The following is a 22,499-nucleotide window of genomic DNA, read 5'->3' on the forward strand; positions in this document are numbered from 1 at the left end:
GCATGGCCGCCCCCTCGCCAACCGTCCCCGTCGTCGGGCGTTTTGCGCCGTCCCCGACCGGGAGGATGCATGCGGGCAACGTGTTCGCGGCGCTCGCCGCCTGGCTCGTGGCGAAGTCGCAGGGTGGGCGGATGGTGCTGCGCATCGAGGACCTCGACGCCGAGCGCTCCAAGCCGGCCTACATCGACGCGGTGCAGCGCGATCTCGAGGCGCTCGGCCTCACCTGGGACGAGGGGCCGTACTTCCAGCACGACCGCACGGAGGCCTATCGCGCCGCCTTCGACGGGCTGGCCGCACGCGAACTCGTGTACCCCTGCTTCTGCACGCGCGCCGACCTGCACGCCGCCTCCGCGCCGCATCGGGGCGAGAAGCCGGTGTACCCGGGCACGTGCCGGGAGCTTTCCGCCGCAGAGCGCGCCTCACGTGCGCTGGAGCGCACGCCCGCCCAGCGCCTGCGGGTGCCCCATGAGGAGGTGGCGTTCACCGACCAGGTGCAGGGCTCCTATGCGCAGAACCTCGCGCAGGACTGCGGCGACTTCCTCGTGTGCCGCTCGGACGGGGCGTTCGCCTACCAGCTGGCCGTGGTGGTGGACGATGCCGAGCAGGGCGTGAGCTCGGTGGTGCGCGGCGTGGACCTCTTGTGCTCGACGCCGCAGCAGATCTACCTGCAGAGCTTGCTGGGGCTGCCGCACCCGGACTACGCGCACGTCCCGCTGCTCGTCGCCGAGCGCGACCGGCGCCTCTCGAAGCGTGACCGCGACGCCGCCCTCGATGCGCTGCTCGCGCGCTTCAAGACGCCTGAGGCCGTCGTCGGGCACATCGCCGGCCTCACCGGCCTCGCGCCCTCCTGCGACCCCGCCACCCCCGAGGAGCTGCTCGCGACGTTCGACCTCGCCGCCCTGCCGACAGCCTTCCCCGACCTCGTGCAGGTGCGCTGGGAATAGATGCTCGACCTACAGCCCGGCGAACAGGATGCCCACGAGGGCGACGACGGCTATGATGGCCAGGGTGAGATGGTGGCGAGGGGCAGGTGGTCGAGGCGCGCGGCGTGCGCACGGGAGGCCATGCGGGGATCTTGCGAGGAGGCGCTCTCCTTGGGACGGTCGGGCCGCTGCACGACGAAGAACCACACCATGGCGACAAGCAAAGCCACGAACGCCACGTTGTTGACCAGAGTGGCCGCGGAGGCGAGCAGGGCGTTGCCGGCCAGCTTCGCCCCTTCGAACGCGAGCAGCGTGGCCACGAGCACGCAGGCTGCGAGCAGCACCACGGCCATGCGCCGCCCCATCTTGCGGACGCCACCCGCACCGGAGAGCCCGGCCGCGGACCCGACGGCGCTCTCGGCCTCCTCGACGGCTGCGGCGCCTCCCGCCACGAGGAACAGCCACTTCCCCTTCCAGAACATGAACGCTGCCAGCGCGAACGCGACGAGTGCCGCCGTGGCCGCCGCAAAGGCGGCGATAGTGGTGCCATCCATCCGAAACCTCGCAGTCTTGTATCGTATCCTTGGTTGCCTTCGGCTTGATTATAGCGCTCCTGCCGAAGGGGAGGGGTGGGCTGCCGATGGGTTCTCTGGAGATTGCGGGCATGGTAGAATGAGGGAAACGAGCAAGGTGCCTGATGGGCTGCCGGTTCGCGCAGCCTTGGACACGGGAGAAAGCGGGTCTGCTATGGGTTACGGAGCGATCTTGGTCGCATACGATGGTTCGGCACCCTCGAACCGTGCACTGGCGGACGCCCTCGAGCTCGTTGAATGCGGGCTGGGCACGCGGGTGGTGGTGCTGAGCGTCAGCGATCCTCTGAAGATGGAGGATCCCGCATTCGTAGCCGCGGCGCGCGCTGCAGGCGTGCTGCTGTCGCTCGGCGGCGACGAGAAGGCGAGCCTCGAAGCCCTCGAGGAGCAGGTTGCCGACCGCATCGCGCACCACGAGGGCGCGGTCGACCTGCGCGTGGCGTTCGGGAAGCCCCAGGAGGCCATCGTCCGCGAGGCGGCTCAGGAGCCCTGCGGCCTCATCGTCATGGGCAGCCGCGGCCTGGGCGCCATCAAGGGCATGCTCGGCAGCGTGAGCACGGCCGTGCTCCACGCCTCGCCCGTGCCGGTGCTCATCACGAAGTAGTCGTGCAAGCAGCCGGCGTCTACACGACCCCGGCGCGGCCCAGCACGTTCGCCTCGGGAGCGCGCGGTCGCCCGCGGAAGGGGCGGAAGGCGAGCAACGACTGGGAAGACTACGCTCAGCCGGTCGCCAAGGGAATCACGACCAGCATGACTATCAGGTAGATTCCCAGAATGGCGAGGAGCACGCGACCGGACAGGCGGTCGAGCCTCCGATCCTCGGCCGTCCGGGAATCCTGCCCCGCACCCTCCCGTCCGCAGCATGCCTTGCGGCCCTGGACATTAGACCATACCACGATCCAGATGCAGGGAACGACGATGCCGGCTATGCCCGCTGCGACCAAGGCGTCGGACACCGCCCCGGCCGACGGCCCTCCCGCCGCCTCGACGATCGAGGAGGCGGCGAGCGTCGCCAGGGAACCGCAACAGCAGAGCATGACCACGCCCATGCGGCGCCCGAGAGCGCGCTGGAAGGGACTCTTCTGCTCCTCGTCGGACACGAGGTTGTTGCCGGCGATGAGCCGCAGCCACTGCCCATGCCAGAACTTCCAGCCCAATACCCCGAAGAGGGCGAACATCGCGAGGCAGAACACTGCCCCCGCCAGGTGCTTTCCGAACTCCTCCATCGGCCCCCCGTCTCAACGACCAACCGGTCGCACCAGTATAGCAAAGCGCCGTTGCGAGGCGCGCCGGACAATGTGCATGCAGGCAGGGCGGCATGAATCGCGTTGCAGGTCAGCTGTGGCCAGCCGCAAAGCTGGCATGCCGTCAGGCGAACAGCAGCGACAGGGCCGTGAGCACGATGCAGGTGGCTGCGAGGGTGACGGCCAGGCGCGAAGAGCCGCCGGCGAAGTAGGGGCGGCCGTGCACCTTGCAGTGGCAGGCCACGGTCCACACGACGCAGCCACCGTATGCCAGGAGCGCCACGCCGCTCACCACGAAGCCGGCCTGCACGAACAGGGCGCTGCCTGCCAATCGCCCCATCTCGGACGCCATGAGCGTGGCGACCACCGCGAAGCAGGCGACCATGACCCAGGAGAGGCGCCGGCCCGTCTCGCGGGTGCCGGCGGGGAAGAACGTGCCCTTCCTCGTGTGCTCGGGCCGGGCCACGAGGAACTGCCAGCGACCGTTCCATAACTGGACGGCCAGCAGGGCCGACGCGACGAGCAGCGCGATCCCCACCGCGAAACGGACGATCTCCATAGCGCATCCTCCTTGCTCTGTCGCGCCGGCCCGACGGTCGAGCGCCGGGCCGGCTGCGATCCCTATACGGCGAGAACGACGCCGCTCGCGAAGATGGCGGCGGCGTAGAACGCCCCGAGCGCCACGTTCACGCTGCACACCTGCGCCATGGCCCCCACGCGGGCGGGCGGCGCCAGGGGGTTCTTCAGCAGCGCGCCCACGAGCGGGCAGGCGGCCAGCAGCATGAACGGCACCACCACGAGCCCGCCCGTGAAGAACACGGCCACGAGCGCCACGATGGCGGCGATCCACGCGAGGAGCACGGCATGGTAGAGCCGCCGCGCCCGCTCGCGGCCGAGCAGCACGGAAAGCGTGCGGCGCCCGGCTTGGACGTCCTTCTCCACGTCGCAGGTGTTGTTCGTGAACATGATGAGGCCCACGCCCAGCACGGTGGGCACGGCCCACAGAAGCGCCCGCAGGTCGAACGAGCCCGTGAGCGCCTGGTAGCAGGCGAGCGGGATGAGGCCTCCCATGACGAGTCCGCTCACCAGCTCGCCGATGGGCAGGTAGGAGATGGGCGTCCTGCCCGCCGAGTACAGCACGACGACCACGGCGCCCACGGCGCCGATGGCGAGGGGTATCCACCCCGCAGCCCAGATGACGTAGGCGCCGAGCAGGAACGCCGCCGCGAGGAAGCCCACGGCCAGCGCGAGCGCCGCGCGCGGGTCCACGTTGTTGTACACCAGCACGGCATCGGTCGGGTCCACGTTGTCGTCCGCGGAGTCCGCGCCCTTCACGTAATCGTAGTAGTCGTTGAACGTGTTCACGGCGGACTGCATGAGCACGCAGATGGCCAGCAGCGTGAACGCCATCGTCACCGACACGCCCCCCGTCGTCGCAGCAGCGGCGGCGACGGCGACGAGCGCCGGCAGGATGGCCGCCGGCCACGTGTGAGGCGCGGCCAGCTGCAACGCCATGCGAGCGGAAAGCCGGCCGTAGGGCGCCCGCCGCCCCGCGCCTTCCTCGATGCCGCCTGCTGCCGATACCTCGCTCATTGCCTTCGTCCTTTCCGGTCGTACGCCTCGCGCCGCCGTGCCAGCCAGGTGGACGGGGAGGGCTTGAAGCGCCTGACGGTCTCGTCTTTCAGGATGCCGCCCAAGCTGCCGAGCGTCTTCCAGATGAAGCTCTTCGTCTCGGCGTCCAGCTTCGTGCCCGAGCCCAGCAGCCGCCTCGTGTTCGCGAAAAGGCCCTCCTGGAACTCGGCCCACGTGCTGGCCTCCGTGGAGGCGAACAGCTCGTAGATGGTGTCGATGAAGCGCTCGCGCTCGGCCGGCGTCTTGCCGCGCAGCCACGCGTCCAGCGCCTCGTCGAAGAACACGGCCGCGCGGTTGAGCGCATCCTGGTACACGAAGTCGTCGCCGTCCACCTGCCAGGAGAACGGCTCGTGCTGGAACACCGACAGCGCAGAGGACTGCACCACGCGGTAGTCGGGCCGCCGCTCCAAGATCATGCCGAACGCGGAGGACTCGGGCACCGTCTTGTGCAGCAGCGCCGCGAAGCGCCCGTCGTGGATGCGGGGCGACGGATCGTCCAGGAACGAGGGCCCGTCGTGGTTGTAGACGCCCGCGAGCCGCGCGTAGGCGCCCCCGTCGACCACGAGCGCCGCGAACTCGGCAAGGTTGCCGCCCTTGGAGTGGCCGCAGGCCACAAGCGGCCCTTCCACGGCCGACGCCACGCCCGAGAGATAGGCGGCCGCCGCGCGCTGGGAGGGGATAACCTCCTTGAAGCAGAGGTTGAAGTCCTCCTTCCAGCCCGCGAAGCTGCCGTCGGTCCCGCGGAACGCCAGGCAGGCGAACTCGCCTCGCCCGGCGCGCGCCCCGCAGGCTCGCCCCTCGTAGAGCGCGCCCTCCGCCTCGGCGGCGACGCGGCCGGGGACGACGAACGTCGTTGCCGAGAACTGCTTCTCCACGGCATCCGAGCGCTCGTTGGCGTAGAAGGCCAGCTTCACATCGCGGAAGCGCCGGCTGGCCATGAGGACGCGCAGGAACGCGCGCGCGTCCTTCGCGTCCTCCAGCCAGCTCGCGCACGTGAGGGCGCGCCAGTCGGCGAGCGCCACCACGTCGTGCAGGAGCACGCGCTCGGGCGACGAGGGGTCCACGAGCCCGCACGCCTCGTAGTTGAAGTAGCAGAGCGTGGAGAACACGAGACTGTCGACGGGGTTGAACGGTGATTCCGCGAACGTTCGCTGGTTTTCCTGGATATACGATACGATATTGCCCATAGGACCATGGTATCAAAACGGAAGGGACGTGAGAGCGGCCATGCGGGTTTGCACGCCAATAACCATACGCTACGGCGAGACGGACATGATGGGCGTCGTCTACCACGCCAACTACCTGCTGTACTTCGAGGACGCGCGCACGGCGTTCCTCGAGGCGCTGGGCTACCCCTACGCACGCATCGAGGAGGCGGGGCTCATGTCGCCGGTGACGCACATGGAATGCGACTACCGCGAGCCGCTGCGCTACGGGGAGGGGGCGGTCGTGCGCACGCGCGTCGTGCTGTCGCGCCCGACGAAGACCGTGTACGCCTACGAGGTGTTCAAGGAAGGGCAGGACATGGACGCCGACAAGCCGTGCTGCACGGGCCGCAGCACGCACTGCCTGGTCGATGCCGCCACGTTCAAGCCCGTCAGCCTCAAGCGCCGCGTGCCCGAGCTGTACGAGCGCTACGCGGAGGCGCTCGAGCCGGACGAGGAGGAGGGCCGATGACCGCGCCTTTCCGCATCCTGTTCGTCTGCCATGGCAACATCTGCCGCTCCCCGATGGCCGAGTTCGTCATGAAGGACCTCGTTGAGCGGCGCGGCCTGGATGGGTGCTTCTCCATCGCCTCGGCCGCCACGCACGACGACGAGATCGGCAGCCCCGTGCATCCCGGCACGCGCGGCGTGCTGGAGGCGCAGGGCATCGACTGCTCGGGCAAGACCGCCCGCCGATTGGGCCGCGCCGATGCCGGCAAGTGGGACCTGTTCGTGGGCATGGACGAGGCGAACATGCGCGACCTGCGCCTCCAGCTGGGGCGGGGGGCCGAGGGACGCTGCCGCAAGCTGTTGGAGTTCGCCGGCTCCGACCGCGACGTGGCGGACCCGTGGTACACGGGCGATTTCGACGTCACCTACGACGACGTGCTCGCCGGTTGCACCGGGCTCCTGTCCCTCCTCGTCGGCGATGACGCCGAGGGCCGGTGCCCCGGCGGTGCGCGGTTAGGGTAGCGCAGCGCATGGACATCGCCGTCCTCGACTTCATCCAGGCGCACCTGCGCTCGCCGCTCATGGACGCGCTCATGCTCGCGGCCACGCACCTGGGCGACCTTGCGCTCGTGTGGCTTGTCGCGGGCGCCGTGCTGGCGGCCCAGCCGCGGCACCGCCGCTACGGGGCAGCCGTGGTGCTTGCCGTGGCGGCCACGGCGGCGCTCGGCATGCTGGTGCTGAAGCCGCTGTTCGGGCGGGTGAGGCCGTTCGAGGCCTACGGCTTCATGGGCCTGCTCGTCCCGCCGCCTGCCGGCGACTCGTTCCCCTCGAACCACTCGATGGTGTCGTTCGCGGCGGCCGCCGCGCTCTGCTGCGTGCCCGGCAGGGGGCGCCTGTCCGTGGCGCTCAAGGTGGCCGGCGTGGCGCTGGCGTGCCTCATCGCCTTCTCGCGCCTGTACCTGTACGTGCACTACCCGAGCGACATCCTCGTGGGCGCCGTGGTCGGCGTGGCCGTGGGCGTGCTGTCAGTCAGGCTCGTGCTGCGGCTCTGGCCCGAGAAGACGCCGTCCTGATCTCGTTCGGACCCCGCGCCGCCACCGTGCGCAAGGCCAATCGGTGAGCGGTAGATACCGTAATCCTGCATGAAACGGGGACCGCGCCCCCGGATTTCCGCATAGGCTCTGCAAGGCCTTCCAGAATTTGCGGTAAACGGTCGGTCAACACCTTTTCCGCTGGTCAGTAAATCGCCTGAAAAGTATTTTGTGCAGATGCACAAAACGATATAATGCAGCCCTCCCGCAAAGCGGGGGGCCTTGCAGGGCCGCATCCCCAAGGGAAGCGCGGAGCCGCACGGGCCGAACGAACGCAATCGTCAAGCGAGCACTCGAGAAAGCAGGTACCCCAATGAGCGGTGACAACGTAGTCCTGGCACGGAACGTGGAGGGCGCGCCCGTAAGCCCCCTGCACGCGCAAGCCGCGGCATTCTCCCATTACAACAACCTGTCGGCCCAGCTGCCCCTCGACCCGGAGACCGGCGAGCTGGTCGAAGGCGGCGCCCTGGAGCAGGCCGCCCAGTGCTTCGAGAACCTCGAAGCCGTGGCGGAGGGCATCGGCCACACGCTGGGCGACGTGGCGCGCCTCACCGTGTTCGTGCGCGACATCCGCGACCTGGACGCCGTGGACGAGGCGTTCCGGGCCTACTTCCCGACCTACGTGCCCGCCCGCACGAACCTTGCCGTGGCGGCGCTGCCCCTGGATGCGCTCGTGCAGGTGGAGGCGCTCCTCACCAACGGCGAGGGCACCATCCCCGACGCGCCCCAGGCCGGCGACCTCGTGAAGTACGTGAGCAACACGCACAACGCGCCCTACGATGCCCTGTCCTCGCAGACCGTGGCCTTCTCGCACTACAACAACATCTCCGCCCAGCTGCCCCTCGACCCCGCGTCGAACCAGATCGTGGTCGGCGGCGTCGCGGAGCAGGCCGCTCAGTGCCTCAAGAACATCAAGGCCGTCCTCACGAGCGTCGACGTGCCCTTCGACGACATCGTCAAGATCACCGTCTTCCTGAAGGACCTGGCCGACATCGACGCCGTCGACGAGGTGTACACGCGCTTCTTCCCGGATTCGGGCATCGCGCGCGCCGTGGGCTACCTGCCCGCCCGCACGGTCGTCGAGGTCGCCGACCTGCCGCTGCACGCGCTCGTGCAGATCGAGGCCGTCGTGTCGCACGGCGACGGCACGCCCCCGCAGGAGGTCGAGGCCCGTCACGGCCTGATCATCGAGGCGAACAACACCGACGCCGCCCCTGTGAGCGCGCTCTCCACGCAGTCCGTGGCCTTCTCGCACTACAACAACATTTCCGCCCAGCTGGGCGTCGACGCCGCGACGGGCGAGCTCGTCGCCGGCGGCGTGGCCGAGCAGGCCGAGCAGGCGTGCAAGAACATCCAGGCCATCATCGAGAACGTCGAGCACACGATGGCCGACGCCGTGAAGGTGAACGTGTACCTGCGCGACCTCGCGGACCTCGCCGCGGTCGAGGACGTGTGCGCCCGCTGCTTCCCCGGCACCCCCGCGTTCCGCGCCGTGGGCACCTCCGCCCTTCCGATGGACGCGCTCGTCATGATCGACGCCATCTTCGGCAACGCCGAGGGCACCCCGCCCGTGGCGTAAGCGCGAACCCCCTTTCGCCCCCCCCCTCTCTCTCCTCGGAAAGCCCCCGGATGCAGCAGCAGCCGGGGGCTTCTCTTCCGCTGGGGGCCGGATGCATCGGGCGACCTTGCCCGCGCTTCCCCGGCCGTGCGGCAGACGGCGGTCAGCCGGCGCGCTTCGCGGGGGGCTTGCGCTTCGGCTTGGGAGCCTTCCCGCCTTCGGTGCTGCTGCTCGCCTCCGCTCCTCCGGCATCCTCGCCGGTGCGGGCCTTCAGGCTGGCAGCGAGGGCGTCCATGAGGTTGATGACGTTCGCGGGCTGGGAGGCGGGCTTCTCGGGGGTCACCTGCTTGCCGGCTATCTTGTCCTGGATGAGGCCCATGAGCTTCTCTTGGTAGGCGTTCTTGAAGCGGGCGGGGTCGAAGGGCTCGGCCATGCTCTCCACCAGGCGCTTCGCCATGTCCAGCTCCGCCTCGCCCACGGCGGGGCGCTCGGCCGGCTTCGGGAGGTCGCGCACCTCGCTCTGGTAGTGCAGCGTCATCATGACCAGGTCGTCGCCGTAGGGGATGAGCGCCAGCGGCGTCTCGGAGTTGCCCAGCACCGTGGTGCCGATGGCAGCCTTGCCCTCCTCGACCATGGCCAGGCGCAGGAGCTCGAGCGGCTTCTCGCCGCCGGGCTGGGCCATCACCTGGTAGGGCTTCTCGAAGTAGACGGGCGGCACCTCCTGCAGGTCCACGAACTGCACGATCTTCATGGCGCGGTCGGCGTCGGTCTTGATGGCGTCCAGCTCCTCGTCGCTCACCACCACGTACTTGCCCTTCTCGTACTGGTAGCCGCGCACGATGTCCTCCGGGCCCAGCTCCCGGTTGCAGTCGGGGCATGTCTTCACGTAGCGCACGCGCTGCATGCTCTCCTTCGCCAGCTGGTTGAAGCGCACGGCGTCGTCCTGGGTGGCGGGGTAGAGCTCCACCGGTATGTAGACGAGGCCGAAGGCGATCGCGCCTTTTCTTCCTGCCATGGAGCCTCCTGTCGGTCGGGAACCGGCCGGATCGCGGCCGGGCCTGCATCGTAGCGCAGCGCGGCCCGGCTCGCGGCCTTAGCCGGCCTTGCCGAGGGCGACCTGCTGCTGAAGCGGTGATGGCGCGTTGACGGATCGGTTGCGGTTGCCGACGGCCGCGCGGGCTGCGTTATGCTGGAGGCTCCGCACCGACGCGGACGCGCCGGAACACGAGGAAGGAGCCGGGCAATGCCCGCAGACGTCGTCTATTGGATAGGCTTTGCCGTGGCGCTCGCGTTCATCGTGTTCGGCGCCGACGACCTGCTATGGGACGTGTTCGCCCTGTTCCGCCGCGTGGGCCGCAAGAAGGTTCCGCTTGCGCGCATCAACGAGAAGCCGCCCAAGATGCTGGCCGTGGTCATTGCCGCCTGGCACGAGGACGCCGTGATCGGCGAGGTGATAGACAACCTGGTGGCCTCGGCACAGTACCCGCGCGAGCTCTACCGCGTGTTCCTGGGCGTGTACCCCAACGACGGTGCCACCCTGGCCGTGGCCCGCGCGCTGGAGGCGCGCCATGGGGGCACCGTCGCGGTGGCGGTGAACAGCCGGCCCGGCCCCACGTCGAAGGCTGACAACATCAACCACACGTTAAGCCTCATTCGGGGGTACGAGCGCGACCACGACGTGCGCTTCGCCAGCGTGACCATCCACGACGCCGAGGACGTGGTGCATCCCAACGAGTTCAAGATGACCAGCTACCTCATCGACGACTACGACGCGCTGCAGTTCCCCGTGTTCCCGCTCATCCGCATGCCCCGGCTGCGCCTGTTCCTCAAGACGCTCACGACGTCCACCTACGCCGACGAGTTCGCCGAGCACCACTTCCGCACCATGGTCATGCGCGACGAGCTGGGCTTCGTGCCGTCGGCCGGCACCGGCTTCGCCGTGGGGCGGCGCGTGCTGGACGCGTTCGGCGAGGGGGAGCTGCTGCCCGAGGACAGCCTGACCGAGGACTACCGGCTGTCGCTCACGCTGCGCATGCGGGGCTTCCGCGTGCACTACGTGCTGGAGCGGGTGCCGCGCGTCGACGCGCAGGGAAGGGCGGTATGGGACTACATCGCCACGCGCTCGCTGTTCCCCTCCGCGTTCCGGGCGGCCGTGCGCCAGAAGGCGCGCTGGGTGTACGGCATCACCATGCAGAGCGCGAGCCTGGGCGACGTGTTCGGCAAAAGCGCGCTCACGTTCGCCGAGCGCACGTTCCTGTACAAGGACCTCAAGGCGAAGTTCGCGAACTTCGTGCTGCTTCCCGGCTATGCCGTGTTCGCGTACTTCCTCGTGCAGACGCTCGCGCCCCAGCTGGGCTTGCCCGTCATGTTCCCGCTGTTCAGCCCCTCGTGGTGGATGTGCGTGCTGTTGCTGTTCATGATGGTGGAGCGCCAGGTTCTGCGGGCCCGTGCGCTCGTGAGCGTATACGGATGGCGGTCGATGGCGTTCTCCGTGCTGCTGCCGCCGCTGTTCCCTTTGCGGCTTCTGTGGGGGAACCTCATCAACCTGTGCGTGACGTTCCGGGCCTGGCGGCAGAAGGCCGCGTTCACGCTGGCCCGCAACCGCGAGCGGCGCGCGGCAGCGGGGGCGCAGGGCTCGTCCGCGTCGGCCGACCGGAACGGCGGCGCGCGCGGGCGGGCGGGAGGCGGGAAGGGGGGCCGCGCCGCAGGCGTGCCGCAGGAGGGAGCAGGCGCGCCGGGTTCCGCCGGCACGGCGGACAGGGCCGCCCAGGAGGCCGGCATGCGCATCGCGGCCGAGGACGGGGGCGCCGCCCCGGCGGGGGCGGCCGAGGGCGCGGCAGATGGCGGCACGGCCGCGCCTGCCGCGTCCCGGCCCGCCTGGAGCAAGACCGACCACGAGTTCCTGCCGGAGCCCGTGCTCGCACGCTACCGGCGCCTGCTGGGCGACACGCTGCTCGAGCGCGACGCCGTCACCCCCGCCGAGCTGGAGCGCGCCCTCGCCCGCGCGCGCCGCGACGGCGTGCCGCTCGGCCGGGCGCTGCTGGCGGAGGGCAGCGTGGAGCGGCGCAGCCTGGCGCAGGCGCTCGCGCTGCAGCAGCAGACCCTATTCGTGGAGGCGCGCGGGAACCTCGTGCGCCCCGACCTGCTGCGGCGACTCCCGCCCGGAACGGCGGCGCGCTTCGGGCTCCTGCCCCTCGCCGCGTCGCCGAAGGGCTGGATCGTCCTCGTGGACGATGACGCGGCCGCGGCGGCCCGGGCCGAGCTGCCCGCTCTGCTGGGCGCGCCGGCGTTCCTTCTGTACGGGAGCGCGACCGACCTGGGCGAGGCGCTTTCCTCTGCCTCCGCCGCCCTCGCGCGCGGTTCCCTCGAGACCGCGCCGCAGCTGGCGGCGGCCGAGGCGCTGCTCGGCTCCCCGCACGTCGCGCTCGGCCAGGCGGGCATCGCCCTGGGCTACGCGCTGCACCTCGGCCAGCCGCTGGAAGCGGTGGTGCGCGGCATGGGCATCGCCGTGTCGCGCGGCCGCGCGCCGGAGGAGGAGCAGGCGGACGCCCCTGCCGCCTCCGCCGGCGCCCCGTCCTGACGCGCGGATCGGGTCCGCGCGACCTCCCGGCGCTTTCCCCCTCCCCTTGTCCTATAATGGGCGCAACTTCAGGTCGAGGCTCGTCGAAGGGGATCGAGGGGAACATGCGCAAGCAGACGGCGGCCTTCGCCGCCATTGCCGTCGCGGTGAACGTGGCGGCGCTCGTCATCATAGGCGCCGGGGAGCGGGAGATGATCCACGCCCAGCTGGATGCCGAGACCGACCGCGTGGAGCAGCGCTTCGACGACGTCATGGACGGATACGGACACTCGTTCTCGCTGCTGGTGCAGATGGTGGAGAACCAGATGGCGGCCGACCCCGGCGCAGACGGCATGGAGGCCTTCCTCAAGCGCATGGACGCCCCGCTGCTCGCCATCGAGGGCGAGGCGTTCGACGGGCTGTACCTGTACTACCAGGGACGCTACCTCTACAGCTGGGACACGCCGTACTCCGTGTACGAGGAGTCGGGCTACGTGGCCACCGAGCGGCCCTGGTACCAGGCGGCCGTGGCGGCGCAGGGCGAGCCGGCCTTCACGCCGCCTTACCTGAGCTACGCGAACGACTACGTGCTCTCGACCATCGCGCAGCTGCAGCCCGACGGCGAGACGGTCGTGGCGAACGACCTGAAGATGGGCGACATCCAGAAAGCGGCCGCCGCCCCCGAGCGCTTCGAAGGCGGGCAGGTCGTGATCTTCGACGAGGGGGGCACCGTCATAGGCAGCACCGACTCCTCCTACCTGGGCGGCAACCTGGCCGCCTCCGCCGACGAGGCCGAGGCGGCGGCCCGCGAGGCCCGCGAGGCGGCGCAGGGCGCGTTCGCGTCAGACGAGGAGCGCGCCAAGGCCGCGGGCAAGGCCGACGCTGCCGAGGCGTTCGCGGCGTTCCGGCGCGGTTTCGAGGGCGGCCTCGCCGCACTCCGGGACCAGCCCGGATCGGCGCAGGCGGTGGAGCTGGACGGAGGAAGCTGGTACGTGTCCCTGCGGCAGGAGGGGGGCTACGGCTTCCTCGTCATGGCGCCGGCGCTCTCGGCCTGGGCCGCCACGGCCACCACGTGGCTCGTGCCGCTGCTGCTGGTGGAGCTGCTGCTGGTGTACGTGCTCATGCAGGCGTCCCGCTGGATGAAGAACCGCGAGCTCAAGGCCGCCTACGTGGAGCTCGGCCAGATGCAGCGCCGCCTGGAGATAGCGCTTGCCGCGGCGCAGAAGGACGCCGCGATCGACGACCTCACCGGCATGATGAACGTGCGCTCGTTCCGGAAGGCCGTCACGTCGCTGCTCGGCGAGATGGGGGAGGGCGACCGCGGCATCTTCATCATGCTGGACGGCGACCGCTTCAAGGCCGTGAACGACACGTACGGCCACGACGCGGGCGACGAGGCCATCAAGCTGTCGGCGCAGATGATCGTGGGCCGCATCAGGACCGTCGACCTCGCGTCGCGGCTCCACGGCGACGAGTTCGCCATCTTCCTGTCGGGCACCGACGACTACGAGGTAGCGCAGCGCCTGGTGAGGGACATCAACGACACCATCGCCCGAGAGGCCGAGCGGCGCGGCGTGCCGTCCATCAGCCTGTCTGCCGGCGCCGTGGCCGCCGCGCGCGGCGACGGCTACCTCGACCTGTCGAAGAAGGCGGACGCCGCCCTCTACCGCGCCAAGGAGGGGCACTCCGGAGGCTTTGCCCGCGCCAACGCGTAGGCGCGGGCGGGACGGGGCGTCAGGCCCGGCCGAACGTTTCGCGCAGGGCTGCGCGTATGCGCTCGGCGGCATGCCCGTCGCCGTAAGGGTCGGGTGCGGCCGCCATGCGCGCGTAGAGCGCGGCGTCGTCCAGCAGCGCGCCCAGCGAGCGGCGCACACCCTCGTAGGTCGTGCCCGCGAGCAGGGCGCAGCCGGCCTCCACGGCCTCGGGGCGCTCGGTCACGTCGCGCAGCACGATCACCGGCACGTCCAGGGCCGGCGCCTCCTCCTGCACGCCGCCCGAGTCCGTGAGCATGAGGCTGCACCGCGCCATGAGGTTCGAGAAGTCGCCGTAGTCGAGCGGTTCCACCAGATGAACGCGGGGCGCCCCGCCCAGCTCGCGCTCTGCGACCTCGCGCACGGCCGGGTTGCGGTGCACCGGGAACACCACCTCCACGTCGTCGCGCGCGGCCGCCTCGTCGCGCACGGCCGCGAGCATGCGCGCGAGGGGCGCCCCCAGGTTCTCGCGCCGATGGCAGGTGAGCCCGATGACGCGCCTGCCCGCGAAGTCGACCCGCCCCAGCTCCGGCGCGTGGAAGCGGTAGGCTGGGCCCACCACGGACAGCAGCGCGTCGATGACCGTGTTCCCCGTGACCCATACGTCGCGCGCCTCGGCGCCCTCGGCGCCGAGGTTGGCGCGGTTGCGCTCGGTGGGGGCGTAGTGCCAGGTGGCGATCGTCGAGACGAGGCGCCGGTTCATCTCCTCGGGGAAGGGCTCCCAGCGGCGGTGCGAGCGCAGCCCTGCCTCCACGTGGCCGACGGGAACCTGGGCGTAGAAGGCGGCCAGCGCCACGGCGAATGTCGTGGTGGTGTCGCCGTGCACGAGCACGACGTCGGGCGGCGCGCCGCCCAGCACGTCCGCGGCGCCCTCCAGTATGCGGGCCGTGAGCCCCGGCAGCGCCTGGCGCTCGCGCATGGCGTCCAGGTCGTAGTCCACGCGCTGGCCGAACAGGCGCGTCACCTGGTCGAGCATCTCGCGGTGCTGCGCGGTCGACAGCACGCGGACGTCGAACGCGGGGTCGGCGCCGAGGGCGCGCACGACCGGTGCCATCTTCACGGCCTCGGGCCGCGTGCCGAACGCGACCAGGGCCCGAACGGGCTCCTCCATGCCTGCCGTCCTTCCGTTCCGGGGGATCGCCCGAACTCCCCGCGCCGCCCGGAGGCCGTCGGGAAAAAGAAGGGGCCGGCCCTTGCGGACCGGCCCCGTTCGTGCGCTGTGCGTTATGCAAGGCGCCGTATGAACGAGATGCAGAACGCGGCGCCTGCGAAGCACAGCAAGGAGATCGAGTATCCCATTGGTTCCTCCTTGCATCCAGAACCCTCCTTGTCAGGTTCTGCTAGCCGAACTATAGCACGCACGCGGGAGTCCCGTTAAGCCTGCGATGCCCGCCGTAACCGTCCGGTTTTCATTCCGTTACGGACGGGCGTGCCCGCCGGGAGGCTGAGCCCGGGAAGGAGAGGACGGGAACTGCAGCGAAGGAAGCACGTCGGGACCGCTGCGCGCAAGGAATTCCTCCTTGCCGAAACCCTCGCACGCCTCTTCCAGGAAGTCGATGAACGACGTGATGGCGCCGGTTTCCTTCGACCTCTTCCACACGGCCCCCGCGCAGATCTCCATGTTCTCGTCCGCAAGCGGCACGAACTCCACGTTGCCGTTTCCGAACACGCGCAGGTGGTCGAGGGCTATGGCCACGACGCCGGCCGTCACGAGCGTGGCCATCATGGCGCCCACGTCCTCGAACCCGGCCGGGCGCACCTCGGCGCCGGCGTTGCGCAGCTTCACGTGCATCTGCTCGAGCATGCTCTTGGAGCGGTTGAAGTGCGGCACGACCACCCGCTCGCCGCGCAGGTCGGCGATGCATACCGACGAGCGCTTGGCAAGGCGGTGCCCCACGGGCACCGCCAGCATGTAGCGGTCCTCGTACAGGCGCCGATAGCAGAACTTCGCGCCCTGTATGCCGTCCTGGTAGATGGCGAGCCCCACGTCGATCTCGTTCTCGTTGAGCGCCTTCTGTATGTTGGCCAGCTCCATAGTGCGGAAATGGAAGTCGACGTCGGGGTGCTCTTTGCGGTAGCCGCGGCACACGAGCGGCAGGAACGAGCCGAACGAGCCTTCCAGGAAGCCGATGCGAATGACCGACGACACGCCGTCGGCGTACTGCGAAAGGTGCTCGAGCGCGCGCTCGTAGTCCTCGACGATGCGCTGGGCGTCCTTCTGGAACAGCCGGCCCGCCTCGGTGAGGCGCACCGAGTGGCGGTCGCGCACGAACAGGAGCGCGCCCAGCTCCTTCTCAAGGCTCGATATGTGCCCGGAAAGCACCGACTGCGAGATGAAGAAGCTCTTCGCCGTCTCGGTGAAGTTCAGGTTGGATGTGAGCAGCAGGAACTCGTAGAGCGTCTCGATGCGCAAGGCAAACCCCCCTTTGTCTACCCCGTCATTGTAGCGTATCGGACGATGGCGGGCGACACGCGCCTGCGGCGGCGCGAGGGCGGCGCGCAAGGCGCGCTGCGCCAACCGCGCCGCCCTCGCGGGACGCCTCCTAGGTGAACAGCGCCACCTTGCGCTTGTCCACCTTTGCGCCCAGCTCCTCGAGCGTGCCGTAGTGCAGGCAGCCCGCCTGGCAGTGCTGCACGCAGCTCGGCGCCTTGCCGGCCGCCTGGCGACGCGCGCAGCGGTCGCAGCGGTCGGTGGGCACGGGCACGAACTCGTACTGCCAGCGGCGCTCGTCCAGCTGGTCGGGGCCGATCTGGGTCAGCCTGATGCCGAACCGGTCGGGCGCCAGCCCGTGCTCCTGCTGGCAGGCTATCTCGCAGGTGTGGCATCCCGTGCAGAACTCGTAATCGACGGCCAGGTACTTGCGCATGGTCATCACTCCTCGATCTTATCGATGCGGCACAGCTGCGACTTGTACGACGCGCCGAGCCCCGACTTGCCCGGCCGCATGGGCACGAGCTGGTTGATGTTGCTCTCGAGCGTGCCGAACAGCGTGCCGTCCTCAGGCCCGCGCTCGGGGAACCACCAGCCGTGGTCGGCCGATACCGTGTCCTTGCGGATGCGCACGGTGGTATGGGCGCGCAGGCGGGCGGAGCCCAGGTTGTTCGAGATGGTGCACCAGTCGCCGTCGGCGATGCCGTAGGCGGCCGCCGTCTCGGGGTGCACGAGGAACTCGGGCTCGGGGTGCAGGCGCCGCATGGACGGGCTCTGGCGGTGCTCCGAGTGGAAGAAGCCCCACTTGCGCGCGCCGGTGGTGAGCACGAGCGGGTACTTCTCGGCCAGCTCGGGCGCCGACACCGGGCTCTCGGGCGGCTCCTCGTACGTGGCGAACGGCGAGAAGCCGAAGTAGGCCATCTCGGCGCAGTAGAAGTTGTAGCGCCCGGTGGACGTGGCGAAGCCGGGCGTCCCGTCGGGGCGCAGCAGCCCCTTCTCGTACTTCTTGTACTCGAACTCGGGGTAGGCCCACGCACGCTCCTTGAGCGAGTCGTAGGTGAACCCGGTGCTGCGCAGCAGGTAGTCGTAGAAGTCCTGCTCGGAATCCCACGGCCGATGGTCGCGCCCGGCGAAGCGGTCGCCCAGCTCGTAGATGATGCGCTGGTCGGACTTGCACTCGCCCAGGGGCTCCACCGCCTGCGCGATGGCGCCGAGCGCGTAGGGCTGGTGCCCGGTGATGCCGATGCGCTCCGCGAAGCACGCGGCGGGCAGCAGCACGTCGGCGCAGGCGAGCGCCGTGGGCGTGAGGAACAGGTCCACCACCACGTTGAACTCCATCTTCTGCAGCGCGGGCAGGATGCGCTGGGGCTGGGCGCCCATGCAGGCGATGGCGTTGTTCTGCATCATGAACATCGCCTTGATGGGGTAGGGCTCGCCCGTCTCCATGGCCTCGAGCAGGGCGTCGGGGCTGATGCCGTTCATGGCCTCGAGGGCCTTGTAGCCGCCGTGGTTCTTGCGCTCGGGGTGCGGGATGGGCTCCGAGCACTCGTCCCACACCGAGCCGCGCGGCGACCAGGTGACCGACATGCCGAAGGCGGGGTCGGCCGCGAGCATGCCGCCCGGGTTCTCGAAGTTGCCGGTGAGCGCCATGAGGTCGAAGCACGCCATGCCGGTGATGAAGCCCTCGGAGGTGTGGTCCATGGCCACGCCCCACTGCAAACAGCACGACTTCGCGCGGCCGATCTTGCGGGCCGCCTCCACGATGAGGTCCTCGGGCACGCCGCAGGTCTCGGCGGCGAAGCTCACGGGATACTGGCTCACGTGCTCGGCGAACTCGTCGAAGCCGTAGCACCAACAGGACACGAACTCATGGTCGTAGAGATCGTCCTTGATTATCTGATCGCAGAGCGCGAGCGCCAGCGCCGCGTCGGTGCCGGGGCGCAGCTGGAACCACACGTCGGCCTTGCCCGCGAGCCAGGTGAGCGTGGGATCCATGACGATGAGCTTGCTGCCGCGCTTCATGCTCTCCACCACCCAGTGCCCCAGCGTGCCGTCGGAGTTGGCCACCACCGGGTTGTTGCCCCATACGAGGATGTACTCCGGCGCCTCCCAGCGCGGGTCGTCGTAGCGGTCGGGGAAGAACTGCGAGTAGTCGCACACGAACAGCCCGCCGCTCTTGAGCGCGGTGGAGAAGATGCGCGGGCCGTAGCAGGCGATGCCCGAAAGGAAGCCGGTGCCGTAGTTGGGCGTGCCCAGGTACTGGGCCATGAGCGGGCCGTAGCCGTTGATGTCGCGGCCCGTGCCCTGCGTGACCCAGATGGCCTCGTTGCCGTACTCGTCGATGACGGCCTTCATCTCGCGCTCGATGATATCGTAGGCCTCGTCCCAGCTGATGCGCGTAAACGCGTTCTTGCCGCGGTCCTCCTTCGCGCGCTTCAGGGGGTACTTCAGGCGGTCCTCATGGTAGAGCATCTCCTTGAACGCCAGGCACCTCGGGCACAGGCGCCCCTGGTTGTAGGGGTTCTCGGGGTCGCCCTCTATCTTCTCCAGCACGCCGTCCCTCACGTACATGAGCACGCCGCAGTTGTCGTGGCAGCCCGGCCCCGTGCGCGCGTTCGTGCGCAGCACCGTGCAGCCGTCCTCCTCCCATTGGCAGACGCGGCCGGTCGGATCGTCCTGCGTTCGTGCCACCGGCACGTCCCCCTCGGGTGCCGCGGCGCCTTGCGGACCCTGCTTCTCAAGCTTCTCGGACATGGCTCCTCCTCGTCATGCGGATGTTCGCCGATGCCCCGATTATAGGAGCGGGAAGGCGCATGCGGGAGCCGCGTTTTCCCGATAGCCTATCGGGAAATCCGATCACCCTGATGGCAGGCCGCGTGATCGGTTTTCCCGATGGGTCATCGGGAAAACCGCACAAGGGCCCCGCAGGGGCGCTCCTATAATCGGGGCATCGAAGACGAACCGCACCGGACAGGTGCTGCTCCCATAACGATTTTCCGCAGGCATTCCCCGCGTGCACTACCGCGGCTTCGGCCCCCGAAGGCCGCGTGACCATGGAAGTTGAGAGAGGAGTTCCGTCATGTGCTTCAGACCACCCACCGTCGACAACGGACCCGTGAAGTGCCCCAAGTGCGGCGCCGAGGTCGACCCGAAGGCCGACGCCTGCCCGAGCTGCGGCGCCAAGGCGGCGCCGATGCCCGGGATCCCCACGCCTCCGGGCGCGCCCACCCCGCCGCCGGTCCCCGGCGTGCCCGGCGCGCCGAAGGTGCCGAGCGTGCCCAAGCCGCCCGCACCGACCGCGTAGAACCGCCGGCGCCTGCCCCGAGGAGGAAGCACCGGCGCCGGACATCCAGACCAGGAGAGGAGAGAGCATGGGGAACAACGTGTTGGGCACGCCCATCGTGAAGGGCCTGGGCTTCAACAGCTTCGGCATCGGCACGAACGCGTGCTCGGTCGACATCGACGAGGAGAACGACAAGATACTGCGCATCCGGCCGCTGCGCTTCGACGAGCACTACACGCCCGAGGACCTGAACGCCTGGAAGCTCGAGGCCCGCGGAAAGACCTTCGAGCCGGGCTTCAAGACGCTCATCTCGCCGCTGTCGCTGTGCTACAAGAAGCGCGTGTACTCGAAGAACCGCATCCCCTACCCGATGAAGCGCGTGGACTGGGACCCGGAGGGCGAGCGCAACCCGCAGAACCGCGGCACGAGCGGCTACGTGCGCATCAGCTGGGACGAGGCGTGCGCGCTCATCGCCAGCGAGATCAAGCGCGTGCACGAGGCCTACGGGCCCGCGTCGATCCTCTGCGAGCTCGACGGCCACGGCGAGACGAAGTTCGTCCACGCGCCGCACGGCTGCCAGAGCCGCATGTTCGACCTCATAGGCTCCTACACGCTGCAAACCCGCCAGCCTGACAGCTGGGAGGGCTGGTACTGGGGTGCGAAGCACATGTGGGGCATGGACCCCTTGGGGCAGAACTCGCAGATGAACAACGTTATCCGCGACGTGGCGCAAAACGGCGACGCGGTGCTCTTCTGGGGCTGCGACGTGGAGACCACGCCGCTCGGCTGGGGCGGCTACCTGGCCAGCCGCCTGTGCTACTGGTTCACCGAGCTCGGCATCAAGCAGATCCACATCTCGCCTGACGTGAACTACACCAACGCCGTGCACGCCGACAAGTGGATACCGGTCAAGCCCAACACCGACGCGGCCCTGCAGCTGGCCATCGCCTACACGTGGATCAAGGAGGGCACCTACGACCAGGCCTACCTCGACACGCACGCCGTGGGCTTCGAGAACTTCAAGTACTACGTCATGGGCGGCGAGGACGGCGTGCCGAAGACGCCGAAGTGGGCCGAGGCCATTTGCGGCGTGCCCAGCTATACCATCAAGGCGTTCGCGCGCTATTGGGCCAAGCACGCGGTTTCCATCGCGCACTGCAACGGCGGCTCCTACATCCGCTCCTGCTACGCGCACGAGCCGGCGCGCCTCGAGGTGGCGCTCTTGGGCATGCAGGGCCTGGGCAAGCCGGGCGCCAACCAGTTCAAGTTCATCGAGTGGACGCTCTACGGCATGGACACCGTGACGCCCTTGCCGCCATCGGTCGAGATCCCCGACTGCAGCCCGGCCTACCGCGGCTGGTACCGCAGCTTCCCCAAGAGCTTCATCCCCAAGACCATGATCCCCGAGGCCATCATGAACCCGCCCGTCTCCTGGTACGGCCACATCGGCGCCGGGTTCCCGCGCGAGGACCAGTTCGACGGCCCCTACACGTTCCCCCTCGAGGGCAACGAGCGCCTGCACATGATCTGGTCGGACACCCCGTGCTGGGAGACGTGCTGGAACGGCGGCAACGAGATGCAGGAGGCCCTGCGCCACCCCTCAATCGAGTTCATCGTCGTGCAGCACCCCTGGATGGAGAACGACTGCTTCTTCGCCGACGTCATCCTGCCCACGAACACGAAGTTCGAGACGGAGGACATCGGCACGGACTCCGACAACGGCCAGTGGAACCTCGTGTACTACGAGCGCCAGGCCATCAAGCCGCGCCTGGAATCCAAGTCCGACATGGAGGCCGTGGGGGAAGTGGCCCGCGCGCTGGAGAAGTTCGGCGGCATCTACGAGAACCTCTACGAACGCTACATGGGCGGCAAGACCTGCGAGGAGTACATCCAGGCCGGCTTCGAGAACACGGGCGCAGCCAAGAAGATGGACTTCGAGGAGTTCAAGGAGAAGCAGTACTACCCGTTCCCCACGAAGGAGGGTTGGGAGGAGCTGCCCGCCGGCCTCATCCAGTTCTACGAGGACCCGGAGGGGCACCCGCTCCAGACGCCGTCCGGCAAGCTGGAATACTACTCCACGACGCTCGCCAGCCAGTTCCCCGACGACAAGGAGCGCGGGCCCATCCCGCACTGGGTCGACGAGGGCGCCGGGCACCAGGAGCGCCAGTACCTGGAGCGCGGGCGGAAGTACCCCTTCCTGCTGGTGTCGAACCACCCGCGGTGGCGCGTGCACGCGAACCTCGACGACGTCACCTGGTTCCGCGAGATGGAGGAGACGTGCAAGGTGACGGGCCCCGACGGCTACAAGTACGAGCCGGTGTGGGTACATCCGAGCGACGCGGGCCTGCTGGGCCTGGAGACGGGCGACATCGTGAAGCTGTACAACGAGCGCGGCGCGGTGCTGGGCGGCGTGCGCGTGACCGAGCGCATCATGCCGAGCGTGGTGTACCAGGACCACGGCAGCCGCGTGGACTCGGTGGTGCTCGGCCGCGGCGGCCTGGACCGCGGTGGCGCGAACAACCTCATCGCGCCCTGCGCCACCACCTCGACGCACGCGTTCGGCGAGGTGACGAGCGGTTTCCTGGTGAACATCGAGAAGGTGGACGTGCTCGCGCTGGCCGCGCAGTACCCGGAGGCGTTCGGGCGCGACTACGATCCCGACTGCGGGCTGGTGGCCACGGCGCGCGTCGTCGACGAAGGGGAAGGGGAGTAGCCATGGGCAAGGTGTTCGTGTTCGACGTCGCCAAGTGCAACGGGTGCCGCAACTGCCAGATAGCCTGCA

Annotated in this window: 20 protein-coding genes; 10 read left to right on the plus strand and 10 right to left on the minus strand. The window is 69.3% G+C overall.

Annotated elements, in window-relative coordinates; translation table 11 throughout:
• Positions 1 to 2: 2 nt before the first annotated feature.
• Entirely contained in the window at positions 3 to 944 is a 942-nt protein-coding gene (gene gluQRS / locus LB310_RS12535) for a tRNA glutamyl-Q(34) synthetase GluQRS (RefSeq protein ID WP_157005998.1), read from the plus strand.
• Positions 945 to 994: 50 nt separating this feature from the next.
• Here gluQRS and LB310_RS12540 read toward each other — a convergent pair whose 3' ends face one another.
• A complete protein-coding gene (locus LB310_RS12540) occupies positions 995 to 1,477 on the minus strand; it encodes a hypothetical protein (RefSeq protein ID WP_301155123.1) in 483 nt (160 codons plus the stop codon).
• Positions 1,478 to 1,688: 211 nt separating this feature from the next.
• On the opposite strand from LB310_RS12540, the gene LB310_RS12545 reads away from it, so the two are divergent.
• A complete protein-coding gene (locus LB310_RS12545) occupies positions 1,689 to 2,117 on the plus strand; it encodes a universal stress protein (protein ID WP_161959471.1) in 429 nt (142 codons plus the stop codon).
• Between the two features lie 115 nt (positions 2,118 to 2,232).
• Here LB310_RS12545 and LB310_RS12550 read toward each other — a convergent pair whose 3' ends face one another.
• The 4 genes from LB310_RS12550 to LB310_RS12565 form a co-directional block, all read right to left on the minus strand.
• Positions 2,233 to 2,739: a DUF3784 domain-containing protein gene (locus LB310_RS12550; protein WP_301155124.1), complete on the minus strand. Its 507-nt coding sequence runs from the start codon at positions 2,737 to 2,739 to the stop codon at positions 2,233 to 2,235.
• A 142-nt stretch (positions 2,740 to 2,881) separates the two neighbouring features.
• Positions 2,882 to 3,316: a lipocalin gene (locus tag LB310_RS12555; protein WP_278806783.1), complete on the minus strand. Its 435-nt coding sequence runs from the start codon at positions 3,314 to 3,316 to the stop codon at positions 2,882 to 2,884.
• A 62-nt stretch (positions 3,317 to 3,378) separates the two neighbouring features.
• On the minus strand, positions 3,379 to 4,350 hold the full coding sequence (locus tag LB310_RS12560; RefSeq protein ID WP_301155125.1) for a UbiA family prenyltransferase: 972 nt from the start codon (positions 4,348 to 4,350) through the stop codon (positions 3,379 to 3,381).
• A complete protein-coding gene (locus LB310_RS12565) occupies positions 4,347 to 5,576 on the minus strand; it encodes an Mbeg1-like protein (RefSeq protein WP_087189794.1) in 1,230 nt (409 codons plus the stop codon). The genes LB310_RS12560 and LB310_RS12565 overlap by 4 nt, the downstream gene beginning before the upstream one ends.
• A 28-nt stretch (positions 5,577 to 5,604) precedes the next feature.
• On the opposite strand from LB310_RS12565, the gene LB310_RS12570 reads away from it, so the two are divergent.
• The 4 genes from LB310_RS12570 to LB310_RS12585 all read left to right on the plus strand — a co-directional run bounded on the left by LB310_RS12570 (position 5,605) and on the right by LB310_RS12585 (position 8,714).
• Entirely contained in the window at positions 5,605 to 6,066 is a 462-nt protein-coding gene (locus tag LB310_RS12570) for a thioesterase family protein (protein ID WP_227154034.1), read from the plus strand.
• Positions 6,063 to 6,566 (plus strand): low molecular weight protein-tyrosine-phosphatase, encoded by a 504-nt coding sequence (locus tag LB310_RS12575; protein ID WP_278806789.1) that lies wholly within the window; start codon positions 6,063 to 6,065, stop codon positions 6,564 to 6,566. Before LB310_RS12570 ends, LB310_RS12575 begins: the two co-directional genes overlap by 4 nt.
• An 8-nt stretch (positions 6,567 to 6,574) precedes the next feature.
• A complete protein-coding gene (locus LB310_RS12580; RefSeq protein ID WP_278806790.1) occupies positions 6,575 to 7,117 on the plus strand; it encodes a phosphatase PAP2 family protein in 543 nt (180 codons plus the stop codon).
• Positions 7,118 to 7,448: 331 nt separating this feature from the next.
• The gene (locus LB310_RS12585) at positions 7,449 to 8,714 is read left to right on the plus strand and encodes a RidA family protein (RefSeq protein ID WP_301155126.1); all 1,266 of its coding nucleotides are present in this window, start codon (positions 7,449 to 7,451) and stop codon (positions 8,712 to 8,714) included.
• 142 nt (positions 8,715 to 8,856) lie between these two features.
• Here the strand turns inward: LB310_RS12585 and LB310_RS12590 are convergent, their stop codons facing one another.
• A complete protein-coding gene (locus LB310_RS12590) occupies positions 8,857 to 9,708 on the minus strand; it encodes a Ku protein (RefSeq protein WP_278806794.1) in 852 nt (283 codons plus the stop codon).
• Between the two features lie 228 nt (positions 9,709 to 9,936).
• On the opposite strand from LB310_RS12590, the gene LB310_RS12595 reads away from it, so the two are divergent.
• Positions 9,937 to 12,273, plus strand: a complete 2,337-nt coding sequence (locus LB310_RS12595) for a glycosyltransferase (protein WP_301155127.1) — start codon at positions 9,937 to 9,939, stop codon at positions 12,271 to 12,273.
• Between the two features lie 104 nt (positions 12,274 to 12,377).
• Complete coding sequence (locus tag LB310_RS12600; RefSeq protein WP_278806799.1) at positions 12,378 to 13,967, plus strand: sensor domain-containing diguanylate cyclase; 1,590 nt, start codon at positions 12,378 to 12,380, stop codon at positions 13,965 to 13,967.
• A gap of 19 nt (positions 13,968 to 13,986) precedes the next feature.
• Here LB310_RS12600 and wecB read toward each other — a convergent pair whose 3' ends face one another.
• The 4 genes from wecB to LB310_RS12620 form a co-directional block, all read right to left on the minus strand.
• Complete coding sequence (wecB, locus tag LB310_RS12605) at positions 13,987 to 15,114, minus strand: non-hydrolyzing UDP-N-acetylglucosamine 2-epimerase (RefSeq protein WP_301155128.1); 1,128 nt, start codon at positions 15,112 to 15,114, stop codon at positions 13,987 to 13,989.
• Between the two features lie 306 nt (positions 15,115 to 15,420).
• The gene (locus LB310_RS12610) at positions 15,421 to 16,416 is read right to left on the minus strand and encodes a LysR family transcriptional regulator (RefSeq protein WP_278806802.1); all 996 of its coding nucleotides are present in this window, start codon (positions 16,414 to 16,416) and stop codon (positions 15,421 to 15,423) included.
• 130 nt (positions 16,417 to 16,546) lie between these two features.
• On the minus strand, positions 16,547 to 16,870 hold the full coding sequence (locus LB310_RS12615) for an oxidoreductase (protein ID WP_096228530.1): 324 nt from the start codon (positions 16,868 to 16,870) through the stop codon (positions 16,547 to 16,549).
• Between the two features lie 5 nt (positions 16,871 to 16,875).
• Positions 16,876 to 19,188, minus strand: coding sequence for a molybdopterin-dependent oxidoreductase (locus LB310_RS12620; protein WP_157005982.1), 2,313 nt, complete (start codon positions 19,186 to 19,188; stop codon positions 16,876 to 16,878).
• A 325-nt stretch (positions 19,189 to 19,513) separates the two neighbouring features.
• Here LB310_RS12620 and LB310_RS12625 point away from each other — a divergent pair, with 325 nt between their 5' ends.
• Both LB310_RS12625 and LB310_RS12630 read left to right on the plus strand, forming a co-directional pair.
• Positions 19,514 to 19,738, plus strand: coding sequence for a zinc-ribbon domain-containing protein (locus LB310_RS12625; protein ID WP_087189784.1), 225 nt, complete (start codon positions 19,514 to 19,516; stop codon positions 19,736 to 19,738).
• Between the two features lie 67 nt (positions 19,739 to 19,805).
• Positions 19,806 to 22,430 (plus strand): molybdopterin-dependent oxidoreductase, encoded by a 2,625-nt coding sequence (locus tag LB310_RS12630; RefSeq protein ID WP_301155129.1) that lies wholly within the window; start codon positions 19,806 to 19,808, stop codon positions 22,428 to 22,430.
• Positions 22,431 to 22,499: the final 69 nt, after the last annotated feature.

The sequence above is a fragment of the Gordonibacter sp. RACS_AR49 genome, from assembly GCF_030418435.1.
Lineage (GTDB): Bacteria > Actinomycetota > Coriobacteriia > Coriobacteriales > Eggerthellaceae > Gordonibacter > Gordonibacter urolithinfaciens.

Excerpts from the sequence above, each read along its gene's own strand:
- gluQRS (WP_157005998.1), top strand. The coding sequence starts at position 3 with ATGGCCGCCCCCTCGCCAACCGTCCCCGTCGTCGGGCGTTTTGCGCCG.
- LB310_RS12540 (WP_301155123.1), bottom strand. The coding sequence starts at position 1,477 with ATGGATGGCACCACTATCGCCGCCTTTGCGGCGGCCACGGCGGCACTC.
- LB310_RS12550 (WP_301155124.1), bottom strand. The coding sequence starts at position 2,739 with ATGGAGGAGTTCGGAAAGCACCTGGCGGGGGCAGTGTTCTGCCTCGCG.
- LB310_RS12555 (WP_278806783.1), bottom strand. The coding sequence starts at position 3,316 with ATGGAGATCGTCCGTTTCGCGGTGGGGATCGCGCTGCTCGTCGCGTCG.
- LB310_RS12560 (WP_301155125.1), bottom strand. The coding sequence starts at position 4,350 with ATGAGCGAGGTATCGGCAGCAGGCGGCATCGAGGAAGGCGCGGGGCGG.
- LB310_RS12565 (WP_087189794.1), bottom strand. The coding sequence starts at position 5,576 with ATGGGCAATATCGTATCGTATATCCAGGAAAACCAGCGAACGTTCGCG.
- LB310_RS12575 (WP_278806789.1), top strand. The coding sequence starts at position 6,063 with ATGACCGCGCCTTTCCGCATCCTGTTCGTCTGCCATGGCAACATCTGC.
- LB310_RS12580 (WP_278806790.1), top strand. The coding sequence starts at position 6,575 with ATGGACATCGCCGTCCTCGACTTCATCCAGGCGCACCTGCGCTCGCCG.
- LB310_RS12585 (WP_301155126.1), top strand. The coding sequence starts at position 7,449 with ATGAGCGGTGACAACGTAGTCCTGGCACGGAACGTGGAGGGCGCGCCC.
- LB310_RS12590 (WP_278806794.1), bottom strand. The coding sequence starts at position 9,708 with ATGGCAGGAAGAAAAGGCGCGATCGCCTTCGGCCTCGTCTACATACCG.
- LB310_RS12595 (WP_301155127.1), top strand. The coding sequence starts at position 9,937 with ATGCCCGCAGACGTCGTCTATTGGATAGGCTTTGCCGTGGCGCTCGCG.
- LB310_RS12600 (WP_278806799.1), top strand. The coding sequence starts at position 12,378 with ATGCGCAAGCAGACGGCGGCCTTCGCCGCCATTGCCGTCGCGGTGAAC.
- wecB (WP_301155128.1), bottom strand. The coding sequence starts at position 15,114 with ATGGAGGAGCCCGTTCGGGCCCTGGTCGCGTTCGGCACGCGGCCCGAG.
- LB310_RS12615 (WP_096228530.1), bottom strand. The coding sequence starts at position 16,870 with ATGCGCAAGTACCTGGCCGTCGATTACGAGTTCTGCACGGGATGCCAC.
- LB310_RS12620 (WP_157005982.1), bottom strand. The coding sequence starts at position 19,188 with ATGTCCGAGAAGCTTGAGAAGCAGGGTCCGCAAGGCGCCGCGGCACCC.
- LB310_RS12625 (WP_087189784.1), top strand. The coding sequence starts at position 19,514 with ATGTGCTTCAGACCACCCACCGTCGACAACGGACCCGTGAAGTGCCCC.
- LB310_RS12630 (WP_301155129.1), top strand. The coding sequence starts at position 19,806 with ATGGGGAACAACGTGTTGGGCACGCCCATCGTGAAGGGCCTGGGCTTC.